This window comes from Stenotrophomonas maltophilia (assembly GCF_047782825.1).
In the GTDB taxonomy this organism is placed as follows: Bacteria; Pseudomonadota; Gammaproteobacteria; order Xanthomonadales; family Xanthomonadaceae; genus Stenotrophomonas.
In genome coordinates, this window is the sequence record NZ_CP180589.1 from 2,255,274 (window position 1) to 2,272,555 (window position 17,282).

Sequence of the window (17,282 nt, forward strand, 5' to 3'; positions counted from 1 at the left end):
ACAAGGAAGGTGGCCGTGCCTGGCCTTTAGTGGTCGCCGCGCCTGCGGTCGACGTTGGCCGGATCGTCCGGCTCGATGTTGCCCGGCAGTGCAGGGGCATCCGGGCGCACTTCGGCCGGATCGTGATCGCTGCCCTGTTCCGCGTTCGCAGGCCGCAGCCATCCGCTGCCCGCCACTACCTGGTTGAGGATGCCATTATCGCCTGTCGCGCCCGGCTTGCCCAATGCGCCGCCGGCGCTTTTGCCCAGTTCCATCAAGGCAGATGGGGACAAAGCGTCCATCGGCAAGGCCTTGGGCAGCAGATCGGCCCCCGGCACTTCCCAGTGCGGCAGTTTGCTGTTCATCCAGGCCACGGCCGGGTTCAGTACCGGGCGCACGCTCGACGCGCGCCAGGACGGCTCGCCGGCCAGCGGCGTGAAGCTGCCCAGCAGCACCAGGATGGCGGCGATCAGGCCGCCGCGCACCGCACCCAGCACGCCGCCCAGCAGGCGGTCCAGGCTGCCCAGCATGTTGCGGTGAACGATGTGCTTGATGACCATGCCGATGACCGCGACCACGATCATCACGCCGATGCCCACGCCCAGGTAGCCACCGATGAAGTGCTCGCCGCCGGGGGCGGCCGGGGCCGCCCACCAGCGCGCGGCGTCGTTGCCGAAGGCGAAGGCCGCCCACGCGGCGACCAGCCACGACACCGTGCCGATGACGATGCTCACGAAACCGCGCAGCAACCCGAGCAGGGTCGAGGCGGCAATCACGATCAGCAGCACCACGTCGATCATGGCGCCCCGCTCCTTCGGCGGCGCTGGCAACGAGGCCGCGGACAGGTCATGGGTGCGGGCGCACCATGCCGGCCACGCCGACCTTGGCGGCGACCTGCGCCTTCAGCTGTTCGGCATCGGCGCGGTTGGCCACCGGGCCCACGCGCACGCGGTGCAGGGTGCCCTTGTCGGTGCGGACCTGTTCGACGAAGGCGCTGAAACCGGCGGCGCGGACCTTGTCGCGCAGCGCATTGGCGTCATTGGCCTGGCCGAACGCGCCCAGCTGCACGGCGAAACCGACGCCACTGGCTGCCGGGGCCGCCGGCGTGGCCGGGGCCTCAGGCTTGCTGGCGGTGGCTTCCGGCTTCGGCTGCGGCTTGGCCGGTTCAGGCTTGGGCTGCGGCTTGGGCGGTTCCGGCTTGGCGGCCGGGGTGCTGGCCGGCAGGGTTTCGCTGCGCACCGGATTGGTGGCCGCCGCAGGCGACGGTGCAGCAACCGGGGTGCTGGCGCTGGGCGTGGCCGGCGTGGCGGCGACCGCCGTGGCCGGCGCGGCGCTGGCATCCAGGGTGATGACTTCAGCCTTCACATCGCCACGCACCTTCACCGCCTGCAGGCGGGCGGCTTCGGCCTGTGCACGGTCGGCATAGGGGCCCACGCGCACGCGCCAGGCCTGCTTGCCGTTGATCGTGGTGGTTTCGGTGAAGCCCGGCAGCTGCGAACGCTTCAGGTAGGCGATGACCGCATCGGCATCGGCCTGGCTGCCGTAGGCACCGAAGGTGACCGCGTAGTTGCCGGCGGCGACGGCCGGTGAGGTATCCACGGTGGGCGGCGCGGACGATACCGCGGCCTCGTCCACCGGCTTGGCTTGGCCGCTCTGCAGGCCGGTGGCGCCACCGGCCGGGGCGACCAGCGGCAGCTCACGGGTTTCGAACTGGCCATCGGCCGGCGCATCGGGCGCCGCAATGGGTACGTTGGCCACGCCGCTGTCCGGGGCAGGCCCCTTGACCAGCATCGGCAGGAAGATCACGGCCAAGGCCACCAGGACGATGGCACCAATCAGACGCTGTTTCAGGGGCGTATCCACGTGAGGCAGGCGACAGGCTGGAGATGGGTCGATTATACGGGTGCCGGGCCGAACGGCGTCGGCGCTGGCTGAACGTGGGTCACGGGTGGTTCTGCAGCCACTGCAGGGCCGCAGCGGCGGTGTGGAACGAGCCGAACACCAGCACCCGGTCACCACGCTCGGCCTGGGCCAGCACCTGCGCCAGCGCCTGTTCGACGCTGTCGCACAACGGGGCGGCGGCCGCAGCCGTATCGGCCAGGCGGGCCTGCAGCTGCTGCGCGGTCTGCCCACGCGGGCCGTCCAGCCCGGCCAGGGTCCACTGCGCCACGCTGTCCTGCAGCGCCTGCACCACGCCCGCGGCGTCCTTGTCCTGCAGCGCCGCGTACACCGCCAGGGTGCGGCCAGGCGCCACTTCGGCCTTCAGGGCACGGGCAAGCTGCCCGGCCGCCTGCGGGTTGTGGCCGACATCCACGCGGATCTGCACGCCGTCGCGCTCGAACGCCTGCAGGCGACCGGCGATGCGCGCGGCGGCGATACCAGCCGCCCACGCGGCACGCGGCACCGGCTTGTCCAGCGCGCGCAGCGCGGCGATGGCGGCACCGGCGTTGGCCAGCTGGATCGGGCCGGCCATGGACGGCGTCGGCAGTTCCATGCGCAGGCCGACGTCGCGCCAGCGCCAGCGCTGGGCATCGATGGGTTCGTAGAAATAATCGCTGCCGCCGCGGATCGCATTGGCGCCCGTCAGGTAGGCGCGGGCCAGCACGCTGGACGGCGGGTCGGTCTCGCCCAGGATCACCGGCTTCCAGCCACGGATGATGCCGGCCTTCTCGGCGCCGATCGCCTCACGGTCCTCGCCCAGCCACTCGGCATGGTCGATGTCCACGGTGGTGATGACCGCCACGTCGGCATCGATGATGTTGACCGCATCCAGGCGGCCACCCAGGCCCACTTCCAGCACGGCCAGGTCCAACCCGGCATCGGCGAACAGCTGCAGCGCCGCCAGCGTGCCGTACTCGAAATAGGTCAGGGTGATGTCGCCGCGCGCGGCTTCCACCGCGGTGAACGCCGCGACCAGCGCGGCATCGCCCACGTCCTGGCCATCGATGCGCACCCGCTCGTTGTAGCGCAGCAGGTGCGGCGAGGTGTACGCGCCGACTTTCCAGCCGGCGGCACGGCCGATGGCCTCGATGAAGGCCACCGTGGAACCCTTGCCATTGGTGCCACCGACCACGATGGTGCGCGTGGCCGGCGCGCCCAGGCCCATCGCAGAAGCCACCGCGCGCACGCGCTCCAGGCCCATGTCGATGCTCGCCGGGTGCTGGCGTTCAATGTAGTCCAGCCATTCGGCCAGGGTGGTCGGGGTGTTCGTCACGGCAGCAGTTCCAGCAGAAGCAGGTGGTTCGGGATCAGAGGGCGCGGTGCTTGGCTTCGCCGAAGAACGGCGTGTGGTGGGCGCAGTCGTTCAGGCGCACCACTTCCAGGCTGTCCAGGTCGGCGCCTTCCAGCAGGTTCAGGGTGGTCGGTGCCTGGCGGAAGCTCCACAGGCGGGAAATCGGCAGGCCCAGCACCTTGCACAGGATCACCCGGTTGACCGCGTCATGGGCGACCACCAGCAGGGTGTCGTGCTCGCCCAGGCCTTCGGCGGCGCGCGCCAGGCCACGCCAGCTGCGTTCCAGCACCAGGCGCAGCGATTCGCCGCCGGGCATCAGCACGGTATCGGGCTCCTCGCGCCAGGCCTGCAGGCGCGACGGATCCTTCTCATTGATCTCGCTGGCCAGCAGGCCTTCCCACTCACCGTGGGCGATTTCCTGCAGGTCCGGCTCGGTCTGCAGCATGCCGGCGCGGGCGGCGCCGAGGGCGAGCTGGGCGGTGAGTTGCGCGCGCGACAGCGGCGAGGCCACCGCACGGGTGATGTCCACCGAGGCAAGACGGGCGCCCAGTGCCTGGGCCTGGGCTTCGCCGATGGGCGAAAGCGGGATGTCGATCTGGCCCTGGTAGCGGCCTTCGGCGTTCCACGGCGTTTCGCCGTGACGGGCAAGCAGGATGCGCATGCGAACAAGGGGTCCTGGGGGGAGGAAGAGTCCGCGTTCGTTCACATCCTGTGAAGTCCGCGGAACAGGGATGATACCTGTTCGGCGGACCCGGCCGGACCGCCAAGCGCACAGTGCGACCAACGAGGTCGAAACGGACAGCCACGTTCACTTCTCAATTTGCAACCAATCTGATGGTATTGCTGGCAACCGATGTCCATGCTCTGGGCTTTTGCGGGCCCACCCATGTCCAATCGCTCCTACCTGTGCTGCAGCCCCCTGCCCGGCATCTATCCCAGCTTCGCAGCCGATTACGATCCCGACGTTCAGACGCTGGCAAACGACGTCTACTGCATACCGCTGCTATGGCCCGTGCTCTTCACCCCTGAGGATTTCCAGCAGGCGGATTTCGAAGTGGACGGTGAAATCGTAGTTGGGCGGGCACCGTCAGCAGCTAGAAGCAAAGTGTTCGAAACCCTGCGCCGTCGCCGCGAGGTCATTGCCCAGGCATTCGCCGAAATTGGTGAGCTTGCGCCCTACATGGACATGCTCGAGCTTGCGATCAGGGATGCCCCCTATGAGTACATCTCGATTGAAATGGACGAAATCGCCGCTTTGAACGACCCAGAGGAGGAGTTCAATGAGGCATTCGAGCAGTTGTTGTCCAGATTGGATGCACCCGACCAAGAGATCTGCGAACAGCTGATCGCGCTGGCTGCAATGGAGCACAGCTGGCCCCTCCCCTCCGTCCGCCTGCATCTGGACAATCTGGAAGGCTCGGATGATGACTACTGGAATCACTGTCGAGTGCTCGGAGCTGGCAGCGATGTGTCGGGAATGGGACGCCCGGTTCCTTGGGAAGCGGCTTAGGGCTGTTCACAAAAAACCCCGCGACACGGGTCGCGGGGTTTCAGGATTGCAGTAGATCCACGCCATGCGTGGATGATCCGCCCGGTGACGTTGCCGGCCAGCGGCCGGCACTACCTTACTTGGCCAGGTTCAGTTCCTTCAGCAGCTGCGGCGCCGGCGCCACTTCCTGCATGATCCACTGCATGTAGCGGCTGTCGACGGCGATCATGCGGGTCATCACCGGGTCGAACACCCAGTTGGAGCTGACCGATTCCCAGTTGCCATCGAAGGCCAGGCCGACCAGCTTGCCGTGCGCGTCCAGCACCGGCGAACCGGAGTTGCCGCCGGTGATGTCCAGATTGGACAGGAAGTTCACCGGCACCGAGCCGATGCGCTTGTCTTCCAGGCCGCCATAACGCTTGGCCTTGACTGCATCCAGCAGCGCCTTCGGCGAATCGAACGGGTCTTCGCCGGTTTCCTTCGCCGCCACGCCTTCCAGGGTGGTGAACGGGGTGTACTGCACGCCGTCCTTGCCATAGCCCATGACGTTGCCGAAGGTGATGCGCAGCGACAGGTTGGCGTCCGGGTAGACGAACTCGCCCTGGCTCTTCTTGTAGTCCGCCACGGCCTGCAGGTACAGCGGACGCGCGGTCAGCGATTCGCCTTCGCGGATCTTGCGCTGCTCTTCCTGCTTCAGCAGCGCCGGCATGGCGGCTACCGCGTACTGGATGGCCGGATCGGTGCTGGCCTCGAAGGCGGCGCGGTCGGCGTTGAACCACTTCAGGCGCGTGTCGAGGCTGCCCAGCTGGGTGCCCGACAGCTTGCCCACCAGCGACTTCACGGCGGCGGCATCGCTGCCGGCCAGCCACTTGTTCAGCACTTCGTTGTCGCGCTGCGCGGCCGGCAGGGCCACGTACTGGTCCAGCCAGTAGGTCTGCAGCTGCTGGTCCATCTTTGCCACGTAACGGCGGTCCATCTGCTTCAGGCCACCTTCGATGGTGGTCAGGTCACGCTGCTGGTAACCGGCTTCGCGTTCCGCGTCCGGCTTGGTGCGTTCGATCGACAGGCGGTACAGGGTGATGGCGGCGCTGACCGCCGAGGTGTTGTTGAACTGCGACACGAAAAGGTCGCGCTCACGCGTGGCCTTGCTGGTGTCCAGGTGCTTGAGCAACTGCGCGTGCGCGGCCAGGGCCGGCTTGCCGGCAGCACCCTGCTTCTTCAGCCAGGCCAGCACGGCCGCTTCCTCGGCCTGCTTCTGGCCGGCGGCGTCGATGCGCTTGAAGCCTTCCAGCTGGCCCAGGTAGTTCTTGGCCACATTGTTCATGCTGGCGGCGGTGGCGGCGTACTTCACCTTCACATCCGGGTCGGCCTTGCCGGCCTCGTCGATCATCTTCAGCACCGCGTTGTAGTGGCGGGCGATGGTCGGGTAGGTGAAGCTGGCGGTTTCGTTGAACTCGCCGGCCAGGGCGTAGCGGTTGGTGCGGCCCGGGTAGCCGGCCACCATCACGAAGTCACCGGCGCCCAGCGGCTGGTCGGCGAACTTCAGGAAGTGCTTGGGCTGGTACGGCACGTTGTCGGCCGAGAACGCCGCCGGCTTGCCGTCCTTGCCCACGTAGGCGCGGTAGAACGAGAAATCGCCGGTGTGGCGCGGCCACATCCAGTTGTCGATGTCGCCGCCGAACTTGCCGACGCTGCCCGGGGGCGCGTAGACCAGGCGCACGTCCTTGATTTCCATATTACGGAACAGGCGGTAGGTGTTGCCGCCGCTGAACGAGTACAGGCGGCAGCGGAAGCCGGCATCGGCTTCACAGGCGGCCACCTGGGCCTTGTCGAAGGCGTCCAGCGCGCGGCTGCGGGCCAGCGGGTCGCTACCGGCGGCGGCGATGGCGGCCTTGGCCTGGGCGGTGACGTCGGTGATCTGGTCGAGCACGAACACGCGGGCATTCGGGCCGGCGCTCAGTTCATCGCTGTGCTTGGGGGCGTTGAAGCCGTCCTTGATCAGGTTCTTCTGCGCGGTCGAGTTCAGCTGGATGGCGCCGTAGGCGCAGTGGTGGTTGGTGACCACCAGGCCCTGCGGGGACACGAAGCTGGCGGTGCAGCCGCCCAGCGCAACCACGGCGCCCATCGGGTCACCGGTCAGGTTGGACAGCTGTTCGGGGGACAGCTTCAGGCCGGCCTTCTGCAGCGGGCCGGCGATTTCCGGCAGCTGCTGCGGCACCCACATGCCTTCGGCGGCATGGGCGACCTGGACCAGCCCGAGGCTGGCGACGACGGAGAATGCAAGCAGGTTCGAGCGCATCGAGCGGCCCCTGGTGAAAGAACCCCCGAGTGTAGCCCAGCCCCCTGCCCCGCCCCGATCCCCGGAAGTCATGGGCCGCGCCACGGCCCTCCGCCGGGCATGGCCCGGCGCTACCGGGGGCGTGGCGCCGTTCGAAACGCCCGTCGACGCCCGCCTTTCGTTCCGCCAGCGCACCCGCAGCGCAACATGGGAATTCCGCGCAGCCCTCTATAATCCGCGCTTTCCCCCTGATGAGTTCCACCCGATGGCGCAGCAAACGATGAAGGCCCTGGTCAAGCGCGAAGCGGCCAAGGGCATCTGGCTCGAAGAGGTTCCGGTGCCGACCCCGGGCCCGAACGAGGTCCTGATCAAGCTGGAAAAGACCGCCATCTGCGGTACCGACCTGCACATCTACCTGTGGGACGAGTGGAGCCAGCGCACCATCAAGCCGGGCCTGACCATCGGCCATGAGTTCGTCGGCCGCATCGCCGAACTCGGCTCGGCCGTCACCGGCTATGAAGTCGGCCAGCGCGTGTCGGCCGAAGGCCACATCGTCTGCGGCCACTGCCGCAACTGCCGCGGCGGCCGCCCGCACCTGTGCCCGAACACGGTCGGCATCGGCGTGAACGTCAACGGCGCCTTCGCCGAGTACATGGTCATGCCGGCCAGCAACCTGTGGCCGATCCCCGACCAGATCCCGTCCGAACTGGCCGCCTTCTTCGACCCGTACGGCAATGCCGCGCACTGCGCGCTGGAATTCGACGTGATCGGTGAAGACGTGCTGATCACCGGTGCCGGCCCGATCGGCATCATCGCCGCCGGCATCTGCAAGCACATCGGTGCACGCAACGTGGTGGTGACCGACGTCAACGACTTCCGCCTGAAGCTGGCCGCCGACATGGGCGCCACCCGCGTGGTCAACGTCGCCAACCAGTCGCTGAAGGACGTGATGAAGGAACTGCACATGGAGGGCTTCGACGTGGGCCTGGAAATGAGCGGCAACCCGCGCGCCTTCAACGACATGCTCGACTGCATGTACCACGGCGGCAAGATCGCCATGCTCGGCATCATGCCCAAGGGTGCTGGCTGCGACTGGGACAAGATCATCTTCAAGGGCCTGACCGTGCAGGGCATCTACGGCCGCAAGATGTACGAGACCTGGTACAAGATGACCCAGCTGGTGCTGTCCGGCTTCCCGCTGGGCAAGGTGATGACCCACCAGCTGTCGATCGACGAATTCCAGAAGGGCTTCGACCTGATGGAAGAAGGCAAGGCCGGCAAGGTTGTTCTGAGCTGGAATTGATCCGGCATACGGTGGCGCCGGGCGATGCCCGGCGTTGCTGGAACGAAAAAGGCGCCCATCGGGCGCCTTTTTCGTGGACAACAGCAGCGCCGGATCAGTTACCGATGGCGACGCTCAGCATCACGCGGCTGTTGGCCAGCTTGCCGGAGTTGTAGCGGCCGTCGCTGTCGGTGCCGTAGTAGCCCAGGCCGACGTTGACCATGCCGAACTGGCGGCTGACGCCGACGTTCCAGTCGGTGTAGTCCTTGGCGGTGCCCTTTTCGAAGGTGCTGCGGCCGACGTTGGCGCTCAGCGTGAAGTCCTTCGGCAGGCCCCACTCGCCGCCGACGCCGTAATACCAGCCGTCGGTGCTGCTGTTCCACACATCGTTGGTGTAGGCCACGGTCAGCTTGTAGGTGTCATCCAGCGTGGTGGTGGTGATCAGCTCGTTGTAGTTCTGGTCGCTGGCACCCAGGTAGGTGTAGCGGTTGAGCAGCACATCGAAATTGACGCGGCTGCCGACATCCACGCCGTAGCCGATCTGGTAGTCCACCTCGGTGTTAGGGTCGCCCGGACCGAAGTCCACGCCCGAACCCCAGACGCCGGCATACAGGCCCACCGGCGAGGTGTAGGTGAAGCCAGCCTGCAGGGTCGGCTTTTCATCGGTCTGCGACACACCACGGAACAGGTAATCGGAAACGGCAGTGACGTTCCAGCTGTACGGCGACTCACTCTCCTGCGCGCTGGCGGCGAACGGGACCAGGGCAAGGGCGGCAGCAAGGGTCAGGCAGGCACGGGCGTGCTTCATGGGCGTCTCCGGTGGGGGGCGGTGGCGTGGAAGGCGGAAGCGGGAACCGGACCAGAACGGACCGGTTCACGAATTTTTAACCCGTTTGCTATTGCGATGCAACATGTGCCGTCCATGGCGGTGCCCCACGCCGGGCGGCTGCCCGCCCCCGTTGCCCGGTAGAATCAGCGGTTTCCCGTGCTGAGCCGTGCCCACGCCATGACCGACGCCTCCTCCGCCCTGACCCGCCACTACGCCGAGGAACTGGACGCCATCCGCGCCCAGGGCCTGTTCAAGTCCGAGCGGATCATCACCAGCCCGCAGTCGGCTGAGATCACCCTCGACGACGGCCGCACGGTGCTCAACTTCTGCGCCAACAACTACCTGGGCCTGGCCGACCACCCGGACCTGATCCAGGCCGCCAAGGATGCGCTGGACACCCACGGCTTCGGCATGGCGTCGGTGCGCTTCATCTGCGGCACCCAGGACCTGCACAAGCAGCTGGAAAAGCAGATCGCCGAGTTCTTCGGCAAGCAGGACACCATCCTGTACGCAGCCTGCTTCGATGCCAATGGGGGCCTGTTCGAGCCGCTGCTTGGCGAAAACGACGCGATCATTTCCGATGCACTGAACCATGCCTCGATCATCGACGGCGTGCGCCTGTGCAAGGCCAAGCGCTTCCGCTACGCCAACTGCGACATGGCCGACCTGGAAGCACAGCTGCAGGCCGCCGATGCCGCCGGCTGCAAGACCAAGCTGATCACCACCGACGGCGTGTTCTCGATGGACGGCTTCATCGCTCCGCTGGATGAGATCACCGCGCTGGCGAAGAAGTACAACGCGCTGGTCCACATCGACGAATGCCATGCCACCGGCTTCCTCGGTGCCAGCGGCCGCGGCTCGGCCGAAGTGAAGGGCGTGCTGGAGAAGATCGACATCATCACCGGCACCCTGGGCAAGGCCATGGGCGGTGCACTGGGCGGCTTCACCTGCGCCAGCGCCGAGGTGATCGAGCTGCTGCGCCAGCGCTCGCGCCCCTACCTGTTCTCCAACTCGCTGCCGCCGCACGTGGTCGCTGCCGGCATCAAGGCCTTCGAGATGCTGGCCGCCGCCGACGACCTGCGCGACACCCTGGTGGAAAACACCCGCTATTTCCGCGAAAAGATGGTCGCCGCCGGTTTCGACGTGAAGCCGGGCGTGCACCCGATCAGCCCGGTGATGCTGTACGACGCGCCGCTGGCGCAGAAATTCGCCCAGCGCCTGCTGGAAGAAGGCATCTACGCGATCGGCTTCTTCTTCCCGGTGGTGCCCAAGGGCCAGGCGCGCATCCGCACCCAGATCAGCGCCGCGCACACGCGCGAACACCTGGACCGAGCCATTGATGCGTTCACCCGCATCGGTCTGGAACTGGGCGTAATTAAGGGCTGATCCCGCGCGGGGTCGGATCCCTTTCCGCAGGAAAGGGCTCTGACCCCATCACCCAAAGCGTGCCGGGCATGGCCCGGCGCTACCGGCATGACGCGCAACGCGCATCACTTCTTCTTTTTCTTCTTGTCCTTGGGCTCGTCCTTGCTGGCCACCACCACCGGCTTGGCGGCGGTGTCCTGGCCGTTGCCCTTGGCCACGCGGATGCCGTTGGCCTTCATCCAGGCATCGAACTCGTCGGCGGTCATCTTCTTGTCGCCGTTGCTCATCATGAAGCGGTAGCTGCCACGGCCATCCAGTTCCGGGGTCTTCACTTCCACCACCGGCGTCTCGGCCGGGGTTTCGGCCTTGGCCACTTTCTTGTGGCCACCGCAGGCAGCCAGCAGTGCGATCGGCAGCAGCAGGCCGACGCAGCGCAGGGTTCGGTTGAGGGTCGGGTACATGGGCACACTCCGTTCAAGTAGATCGAAAGCCAGGCGCCCCCTGCGCCTGGAACGGTGGCCGGCAGTCGCCGGCCGTGGGCCGGACATCAGCCCGGCGCAGCGGCTCCCAGCCGCTGCTGGTCGCTGACCTCCAGCACCCGCCACTGGCCCTTGCCGAGATCGCCGAGCGCCAGCCCGCCGATCGCAACCCGGACCAGGCGCAGCACCTGCAGGTCGAAGGCCGCCAACAGGCGGCGGATATGCCGGTTGCGGCCCTCTTCGAGGACCACCTCCAGCCACGCGGTCTTGTCGCCGCTGCGCAGCACGCGCACGGCCCGGGCGACCAGGAACTCGCCCTCGTCGTCGATGCCGGCCTGCAGCGCCGCCAGGGTGGTGGCGTCGGGCAGGCGGTCGATCTGTACGTGGTAGGTCTTGTCCGGCCCGGTCTGCGGGTCGGTCAGGCGCGCGGCCCACTGCGGGTCGTTGCTGAACAGCAGCAGCCCTTCGCTGGCCTTGTCCAGCCGCCCGACCGGTGCGATCCAGGGCAGCCCGGCGCCATCGAAGCAGCGGTAGACGGTGTCGCGGCCGCGCTCGTCCTGCGCGGTGGTCACCACCCCGCGTGGCTTGTTGAGCATCAGGTACAGGCGCTGCGGCGCACCCAGCGGCTGGCCATCGACTTCGATGGGCGGTGCCGGCTGGGCAATCGGGAATTCGGGGTCGCGGACGATGCGTCCAGACACCCGCACGCGGCCATCGATGATCCAGCGCGCGGCTTCGGTACGCGAACAGACGCCGGCCTTGGACAGCACGCGCGCCAGGCCATGGCGGACACCGGCGGGTGCGGCAGCGGGGGTCGCACGCCCACGCGGGGCGTGGGAGCGGGCGGCGGGGGTGGCAGGAGGGCGGCGCGTGCGCAAGCCTCTGCTCCCCGCGCGGCTTACTTCTTCTCGCCCGGCTTGGTGTCAGCCGGTGCTTCGGTGGTGGCCGGGACAGCAGCAGCGGCCGGCGCCGGACGCGCCTTGACCACGCGCACGCCGCGCGCCTTCATCCAGGCGTCGAACTCCTCGGCGGTCATGCGCTTGCCGTTCTGGCTCATGTCGAAGCGCCACGGCGTGTTGTCGAACTCGGTCTGTGGCTTGTAGGCGGCCGGATCGTTCGGCTTCACCGCCGGGGCACTGGGAATGGCCTTGGCGATGTTCTGGCAGCCATCGATGCGCAGACGCTGCAGCACCTGGTCCAGCGACTGCGAAGGATCGTAGCTGCTGCCCAGCACGCCGGTGGACATGCCCAGCTGGGTGCCGCGGATGTACAGCTCATCGGCCACCGGGGCGATGGCCGTGGCCGGCAGCGGCAGCGGTGTAGCGCTGGTGTTGACCGAGCAATCGACCGCCGCGTGGGCGACGGGAACCAGGGCCAGCGCCAGAACGGCGGCCGATGCAGAGCGCAGCATGAGGGGCATCCACGGAAGGAAGTGACGCGGCGAGTTTAGCAATGCCGCGACAGCTTTCAAGCGCCACTTTCAATGAATACGCCAACTCATTGGTTTTCCGGAAAAAATACCGACGAACGGTCATCCCCAGGGGGCGCTGCGGCGTTTCCTGCCCCCACAAACAACAAGACCCGGCCGAAGCCGGGTCCTGCTGTGTCCTGCGGGCAGAGCGTCAGAACTTAGTTCTGGACGTTCAGCTCGGTACGACGGTTCTTGGCGCGACCTTCCGGGTTGTCCGAACCATCCGGGTTGGTGTTCGGAGCAATCGGACGGCTCTCGCCGTAGCCGATCGGGCCGACCAGACGGCCAGCGTCGACACCGTTCTGGGTCAGGTAGTTGTACACCGCGGTGGCGCGGCGCTCGGACAGCTTCTGGTTGTAAGCGTCGGTACCCTTCGAGTCGGTGTGACCGGCAACTTCAACGCGCAGATCCGGGTAACGCTTCAGGATCTCGGTGGCTTCGCTCAGGATGGCCACGGCGTCCGGACGCAGGTTCGACTTGTCGAAGTCGAAGTTCACGCCCTTCAGGTCGATCGAGACCGGCACCGGGCAACCATCCGGACCGATGGTCTGACCCGGCTGCGAGTTCGGGCACTTGTCGTCGCAGTTGTTGACGCCGTCACCGTCGTCATCCAGGTCGGCGCAGCTCGGGGCAACCGGAGCCGGAGCCGGGGCAGCAGCCACCGGGGCCGGGCCCAGCGGGATCACGACGCCGACCGAAGCCAGCACGTCGCCGAACCAGCTTTCGTCGCGAGCGGCGATGCTCTGGTCGTCGAAGTCAGCGCGGTAGGCCACTTCGGCGCGGACAGCAACGCGCTTTTCGAAGGTGGTCTGCAGACCGACGCCCAGCTTGGCCGACAGGTTGCCGTCCTTGCGCTCACGCGGACCGTTGTTGTCCAGGGCAGCGTACTCTTCTTCCGACTTCTGGTAGCCCAGGCCACCGACGATGTACGGGTTCCAGCCGCGGCCTTCCTTGATGAAGTGGCGACGCAGATCGAACGACACGCCGTACTGCGACCAGTTCAGATCCTGGTTGGCGTCGAAATTCGGGTTCTGGTAGTTCAGCTCACCGTCCAGCGACCAGTTCGGGCTGATGAACTTACCCAGGCCCAGGGTCACGAACGGAGCGTCGTTGGTCAGACGGTCGTTGTCCTGGAAGTTGAAGCCGGCCGAACCGGTCAGGTACCAGCGGTCATCGAACTCCTGCGCCGACGCAGCCTGGGCGAAAGCCAGACCGCCCAGCAGCGCGGCAGTAAGGATCTTCTTGTTCATTGAGTACAGCTCCTATTTCGGGGGTATGAAACCGGTAGAGGCATGGGCCAGCACTACTGCGTCGATGTTCAGACAGCCGATTCAGCACGCCACCGCCGCGAACATTATGCTCAGGCGGGTGAAGGTCATGTTAACAGTCCCGTAACATGTGAAGCGTCGTACACGACCGGCCACCGGTCCGACGTTGAAACCCTATACAGGATCATGAAAATCCGCAAGACCCCCGCACGACAAGGGTTTCAAGGGGATTAAGCGGCATCAGCGACAACGCGCGCATACGCGCCCGACAAAAGGTTCAGCGCGCGCCCGCCGAAGTGAGGAACCTTATGAGGTGGAGCAGGTCAGCGTCGGCCAGCGGATGAAAGCCGTCGCCATGTGTCGTAAATCAGCCGCATTACTGAACCCTGTTCCAGGCTTCCCTTCAATCCTCCCGCAGCGGAAATCCGCAGGCCCATGAGCAGGCCATTTCCGTCAACCACCTACCAGGCTCCTCCCCTTGCTGTGCGCGTGTATTGCCCGGCATCTGTATCTATGGCGCCAGCCATTCCAGGATTACGGTGGGAACAGATCCCCCCCCCCCCGGAACCCCCATGCCTACCGCCCTGCCCCTGCGCCTGCTGCAACTGATCGTCGGCCTGTTCCTGTATGGCTTCGGCGCCTCACTGATGATCCGCGCCGCCATCGGGGTGGCGCCGTGGGATGTGCTTTCGCAGGGCATCGCCGCGCAGACGCCGCTGTCCTTCGGCCTGGCCACCAACGTGATCGGCGCGCTGGTGCTGCTGCTGTGGTGGCCACTGCGGCAGAAGCCCGGCCTGGGCACCGTGCTCAACGTGCTGCTGATCGGCCCGTCGGCCCAGTTCGGGCTGTGGCTGCTGCCACCGGCGGTCGGCCTGGGCTGGCAGCTGGCGATGTTCGCCACCGGCATGCTGTTGGTCGCCCTGGCCACCGGCCTGTATATCGGCGCACGCCTGGGCCCCGGCCCGCGCGACGGGCTGATGACCGGCCTGCACGCGCGCACCGGCTGGGCGATCTGGAAGGTGCGCAGTCTGATCGAAGGCAGCGTCCTGCTGCTGGGCTGGTGGCTGGGCGGCGACGTGGGCCTGGGCACGCTGGCCTTCGCCCTGCTGATCGGCCCGCTGTGCGGGGTGACCCTGGGCTGGTTCGGCATTGGTCGTGCGGCCGGTGGTAGCGCCGGGCCGCGCCCGGCGAGCGCGCAGCGCGGCCACGGATGACTGCATCGCCGGGCATGGCCCGGCGCTACCGTGCGCTGCACCAGCCCTTGCTCCGGCCGCCATTTCGCGGCACGCTTCGCGCTTCCGTACGCAAGCGTATCGATCATGTCGCCAGCCAACGAAACCGCCTACCCGCATCTGTTCACCCCGCTGGACCTGGGCTTCACCCAGCTGCGCAACCGGGTGCTGATGGGCTCGATGCACACCGGCCTGGAAGATCGCGCGCGCGATTTCCCGCGCCTGGCCGCCTACTTCGCCGAGCGCGCCGAAGGCGGTGTCGGCCTGATCGTCACCGGCGGCTTCGCGCCCAACGTGGTCGGCTGGCTCAAGCCCTTCGGCGGCAAGCTGTCCTGGCCCTGGGAAGTACGCCCGCACCGCCAGCTGACCGCCGCCGCGCACCAGCACGGCGCGAAGATCTGCCTGCAGCTGCTGCACGCCGGCCGCTACGCCTACCACCCCCTGTCGGTGGCCCCGTCCAAGCTGAAGGCGCCGATCAATCCGTTCACCCCGCGCGCGCTGTCGGCCAGTGGTGTGGAACGGCATATCGCCGATTACGCACGCAGCGCGAAGCTGGCCCGCGAGGCCGGCTACGACGGCGTGGAAGTGATGGGCTCGGAGGGCTACCTCATCAACGAGTTCATCGCCCCGCGCACCAACAAGCGCACCGATGCCTGGGGCGGCGACGCCAGCCAGCGCATGCGCTTCGCGGTTGAGATCGTGCGCCGCATCCGCGAGGCCTGTGGCCCGGACTTCATCATCATCTACCGCCTGTCGCTGGTCGACCTGGTGCAAGACGGCAGCAACTGGGAAGAGATCGTGCAGCAGGCGCAGGCGATCGAGGCGGCCGGTGCGACGATCATCAACTCCGGCATCGGCTGGCACGAAGCGCGCATCCCGACCATCGCCACCTCGGTGCCGCGCGCGGCCTTCGCCGGGGTCACCGCCAAGCTCAAGCCGCATGTGACGCTGCCGCTGGTGGCGACCAACCGCATCAACATGCCCGAGGTGGCCGAGCGCATCCTCGCCAGCGGCGGCGCCGACATGGTGTCGCTGGCGCGCCCGCTGCTGGCCGACCCACAGTGGCCCAACAAGGCCCGTGCCGGCCGCGCCGAGGCGATCAACACCTGCATCGCCTGCAACCAGGCCTGCCTGGACCACGTGTTCGAGAACAAGCTGGCCAGCTGCCTGGTCAACCCGCGTGCCGCGCACGAGACCGAGCTGGTCTACCGCCCCACCACCGCGCCGAAGAAGGTGGCGGTGGTCGGCGCAGGCCCGGCCGGCCTGGCCTGCGCCACGGTGGCCGCCGAACGTGGCCACCAGGTCACCCTGTTCGATGCCCACAAGGAGATCGGCGGCCAGTTCAACGTGGCCAAGCGCATCCCCGGCAAGGAAGAGTTCTACGAGACCCTGCGCTACTTCGGCCACAAGCTGCGGGAGACCGGCGTGCAGCTGCGCCTGGGCACCCGGGCCGATGCAGCAGCCCTGGCCGGCTTCGACCAGGTGGTGCTGGCCACCGGCATCACCCCGCGCCGGGTCGACTTCGCCGGTGCCGACCACCCCAAGGTGGTGACCTACCTGGACGTGCTGCAGGGCCGGGTCGAGGTCGGCGCCAGCGCGGCGATCATCGGCGCCGGCGGCATCGGGTTCGATGTGGGCGAATTCCTCAGCCATGCGGGCCCATCGCCGTCGCTGGACCCGCAGCGCTGGATGGCCGAATGGGGCGTGGATGGCAGTTTCGAAGCCCGCGGCTCGCTGGCCCGGCCCGAGGCCGAAGCGTCACCGCGACGCCTGTGGCTGCTGCAGCGCAGCCCCGGCAAGCCCGGTGCGCGGCTGGGCAAGACCACCGGCTGGATCCATCGCGCCACGCTGAAGGCCAAGGGCGTGCGCATGCTGGGCGGTGTGGAGTACGTGGGCGTGGACGATGCAGGTCTGCGCATCCGCGTGGACGGCAGCGAACAGCTGCTGCCGGTCGACCATGTGGTGATCTGCGCAGGCCAGGAACCGAACCGTGCGCTGATGGCCGAACTGCAGGCTGCCGGCATCGCCGCGCAGTTGATCGGCGGCGCCGATGTGGCCGCCGAACTGGATGCAAAACGTGCGATCGATCAGGGCAGCCGGGTGGCTGCAGCGCTGTAGAACGGGCCTGAATGGGGGGCGGAATGTGATTTCCGTCACCCCGCCCCAACCTGAATGTCAAGCGGACCGATTCAGGATGCGTTCGGCTATTCCCCCCTACCTTGCGCCAACTTTCTGCTCACCAGCCAGTTTCCGGTGAGCCGGCGCGGCCCCCTCGATCGGACTGATCGTTTCTTTTGGGGCCGCCCACGGGGCGGCCCCGATGGCCGCCTCCCCATGACGCCAAGTCGTACCCCGGCCTGCAGCCCCCGCTGCTGGAA

The 17,282-nt window shown here is 67.4% G+C and carries 15 protein-coding genes; 5 read left to right on the top strand and 10 right to left on the bottom strand.

Annotated features, from left to right (window positions below; genetic code table 11):
• Positions 1–26: 26 nt before the first annotated feature.
• From ACM2ZB_RS10675 to ACM2ZB_RS10690, 4 genes are all read right to left on the bottom strand, one after another.
• Complete coding sequence (locus tag ACM2ZB_RS10675) at positions 27–779, bottom strand: CvpA family protein (RefSeq protein WP_313434865.1); 753 nt, start codon at positions 777–779, stop codon at positions 27–29.
• A 46-nt stretch (positions 780–825) separates the two neighbouring features.
• Complete coding sequence (locus ACM2ZB_RS10680) at positions 826–1,842, bottom strand: SPOR domain-containing protein (RefSeq protein WP_416058464.1); 1,017 nt, start codon at positions 1,840–1,842, stop codon at positions 826–828.
• A 79-nt stretch (positions 1,843–1,921) separates the two neighbouring features.
• Complete coding sequence (folC, locus tag ACM2ZB_RS10685) at positions 1,922–3,193, bottom strand: bifunctional tetrahydrofolate synthase/dihydrofolate synthase (protein WP_416058465.1); 1,272 nt, start codon at positions 3,191–3,193, stop codon at positions 1,922–1,924.
• A 34-nt stretch (positions 3,194–3,227) separates the two neighbouring features.
• Entirely contained in the window at positions 3,228–3,872 is a 645-nt protein-coding gene (locus ACM2ZB_RS10690; RefSeq protein ID WP_416058466.1) for a histidine phosphatase family protein, read from the bottom strand.
• Between the two features lie 225 nt (positions 3,873–4,097).
• Between ACM2ZB_RS10690 and ACM2ZB_RS10695 the strand changes: the two genes are divergently transcribed.
• On the top strand, positions 4,098–4,721 hold the full coding sequence (locus ACM2ZB_RS10695; protein WP_416058467.1) for a hypothetical protein: 624 nt from the start codon (positions 4,098–4,100) through the stop codon (positions 4,719–4,721).
• 115 nt (positions 4,722–4,836) lie between these two features.
• Here the strand turns inward: ACM2ZB_RS10695 and ACM2ZB_RS10700 are convergent, their stop codons facing one another.
• The gene (locus ACM2ZB_RS10700; RefSeq protein WP_416058468.1) at positions 4,837–6,999 is read right to left on the bottom strand and encodes a S46 family peptidase; all 2,163 of its coding nucleotides are present in this window, start codon (positions 6,997–6,999) and stop codon (positions 4,837–4,839) included.
• 259 nt (positions 7,000–7,258) lie between these two features.
• On the opposite strand from ACM2ZB_RS10700, the gene tdh reads away from it, so the two are divergent.
• On the top strand, positions 7,259–8,281 hold the full coding sequence (gene tdh / locus ACM2ZB_RS10705; protein WP_313435610.1) for an L-threonine 3-dehydrogenase: 1,023 nt from the start codon (positions 7,259–7,261) through the stop codon (positions 8,279–8,281).
• A 94-nt stretch (positions 8,282–8,375) separates the two neighbouring features.
• Here tdh and ACM2ZB_RS10710 read toward each other — a convergent pair whose 3' ends face one another.
• Positions 8,376–9,068, bottom strand: coding sequence for a TorF family putative porin (locus ACM2ZB_RS10710; RefSeq protein WP_416058469.1), 693 nt, complete (start codon positions 9,066–9,068; stop codon positions 8,376–8,378).
• A 198-nt stretch (positions 9,069–9,266) separates the two neighbouring features.
• Between ACM2ZB_RS10710 and kbl the strand changes: the two genes are divergently transcribed.
• Positions 9,267–10,475 carry a glycine C-acetyltransferase gene (gene kbl / locus ACM2ZB_RS10715; protein ID WP_416058470.1) on the top strand — a complete coding sequence of 403 codons (1,209 nt, stop codon included), beginning with the start codon at positions 9,267–9,269 and terminating at the stop codon, positions 10,473–10,475.
• Positions 10,476–10,579: 104 nt separating this feature from the next.
• Here the strand turns inward: kbl and ACM2ZB_RS10720 are convergent, their stop codons facing one another.
• The 4 genes from ACM2ZB_RS10720 to ACM2ZB_RS10735 form a co-directional block, all read right to left on the bottom strand.
• A complete protein-coding gene (locus ACM2ZB_RS10720; RefSeq protein ID WP_416058471.1) occupies positions 10,580–10,915 on the bottom strand; it encodes a hypothetical protein in 336 nt (111 codons plus the stop codon).
• 86 nt (positions 10,916–11,001) lie between these two features.
• Positions 11,002–11,811 carry a pseudouridine synthase gene (locus ACM2ZB_RS10725; protein WP_416058472.1) on the bottom strand — a complete coding sequence of 270 codons (810 nt, stop codon included), beginning with the start codon at positions 11,809–11,811 and terminating at the stop codon, positions 11,002–11,004.
• 20 nt (positions 11,812–11,831) lie between these two features.
• A complete protein-coding gene (locus ACM2ZB_RS10730; RefSeq protein ID WP_416058473.1) occupies positions 11,832–12,344 on the bottom strand; it encodes a hypothetical protein in 513 nt (170 codons plus the stop codon).
• Positions 12,345–12,562: 218 nt separating this feature from the next.
• Positions 12,563–13,654, bottom strand: coding sequence for an OmpA family protein (locus ACM2ZB_RS10735; RefSeq protein WP_313434843.1), 1,092 nt, complete (start codon positions 13,652–13,654; stop codon positions 12,563–12,565).
• A gap of 590 nt (positions 13,655–14,244) precedes the next feature.
• Between ACM2ZB_RS10735 and ACM2ZB_RS10740 the strand changes: the two genes are divergently transcribed.
• Positions 14,245–14,886: a YczE/YyaS/YitT family protein gene (locus ACM2ZB_RS10740; protein ID WP_416058474.1), complete on the top strand. Its 642-nt coding sequence runs from the start codon at positions 14,245–14,247 to the stop codon at positions 14,884–14,886.
• A 105-nt stretch (positions 14,887–14,991) separates the two neighbouring features.
• On the top strand, positions 14,992–17,022 hold the full coding sequence (locus ACM2ZB_RS10745) for an FAD-dependent oxidoreductase (RefSeq protein WP_416058475.1): 2,031 nt from the start codon (positions 14,992–14,994) through the stop codon (positions 17,020–17,022).
• Positions 17,023–17,282 lie beyond the last annotated feature (260 nt).

Excerpts from the sequence above, each read along its gene's own strand:
- ACM2ZB_RS10745 (WP_416058475.1), top strand. The coding sequence starts at position 14,992 with ATGTCGCCAGCCAACGAAACCGCCTACCCGCATCTGTTCACCCCGCTG.
- ACM2ZB_RS10710 (WP_416058469.1), bottom strand. The coding sequence starts at position 9,068 with ATGAAGCACGCCCGTGCCTGCCTGACCCTTGCTGCCGCCCTTGCCCTG.
- tdh (WP_313435610.1), top strand. The coding sequence starts at position 7,259 with ATGAAGGCCCTGGTCAAGCGCGAAGCGGCCAAGGGCATCTGGCTCGAA.
- ACM2ZB_RS10720 (WP_416058471.1), bottom strand. The coding sequence starts at position 10,915 with ATGTACCCGACCCTCAACCGAACCCTGCGCTGCGTCGGCCTGCTGCTG.
- kbl (WP_416058470.1), top strand. The coding sequence starts at position 9,267 with ATGACCGACGCCTCCTCCGCCCTGACCCGCCACTACGCCGAGGAACTG.
- ACM2ZB_RS10690 (WP_416058466.1), bottom strand. The coding sequence starts at position 3,872 with ATGCGCATCCTGCTTGCCCGTCACGGCGAAACGCCGTGGAACGCCGAA.
- ACM2ZB_RS10700 (WP_416058468.1), bottom strand. The coding sequence starts at position 6,999 with ATGCGCTCGAACCTGCTTGCATTCTCCGTCGTCGCCAGCCTCGGGCTG.
- ACM2ZB_RS10675 (WP_313434865.1), bottom strand. The coding sequence starts at position 779 with ATGATCGACGTGGTGCTGCTGATCGTGATTGCCGCCTCGACCCTGCTC.
- ACM2ZB_RS10740 (WP_416058474.1), top strand. The coding sequence starts at position 14,245 with ATGCCTACCGCCCTGCCCCTGCGCCTGCTGCAACTGATCGTCGGCCTG.
- ACM2ZB_RS10735 (WP_313434843.1), bottom strand. The coding sequence starts at position 13,654 with ATGAACAAGAAGATCCTTACTGCCGCGCTGCTGGGCGGTCTGGCTTTC.
- ACM2ZB_RS10695 (WP_416058467.1), top strand. The coding sequence starts at position 4,098 with ATGTCCAATCGCTCCTACCTGTGCTGCAGCCCCCTGCCCGGCATCTAT.
- ACM2ZB_RS10730 (WP_416058473.1), bottom strand. The coding sequence starts at position 12,344 with ATGCTGCGCTCTGCATCGGCCGCCGTTCTGGCGCTGGCCCTGGTTCCC.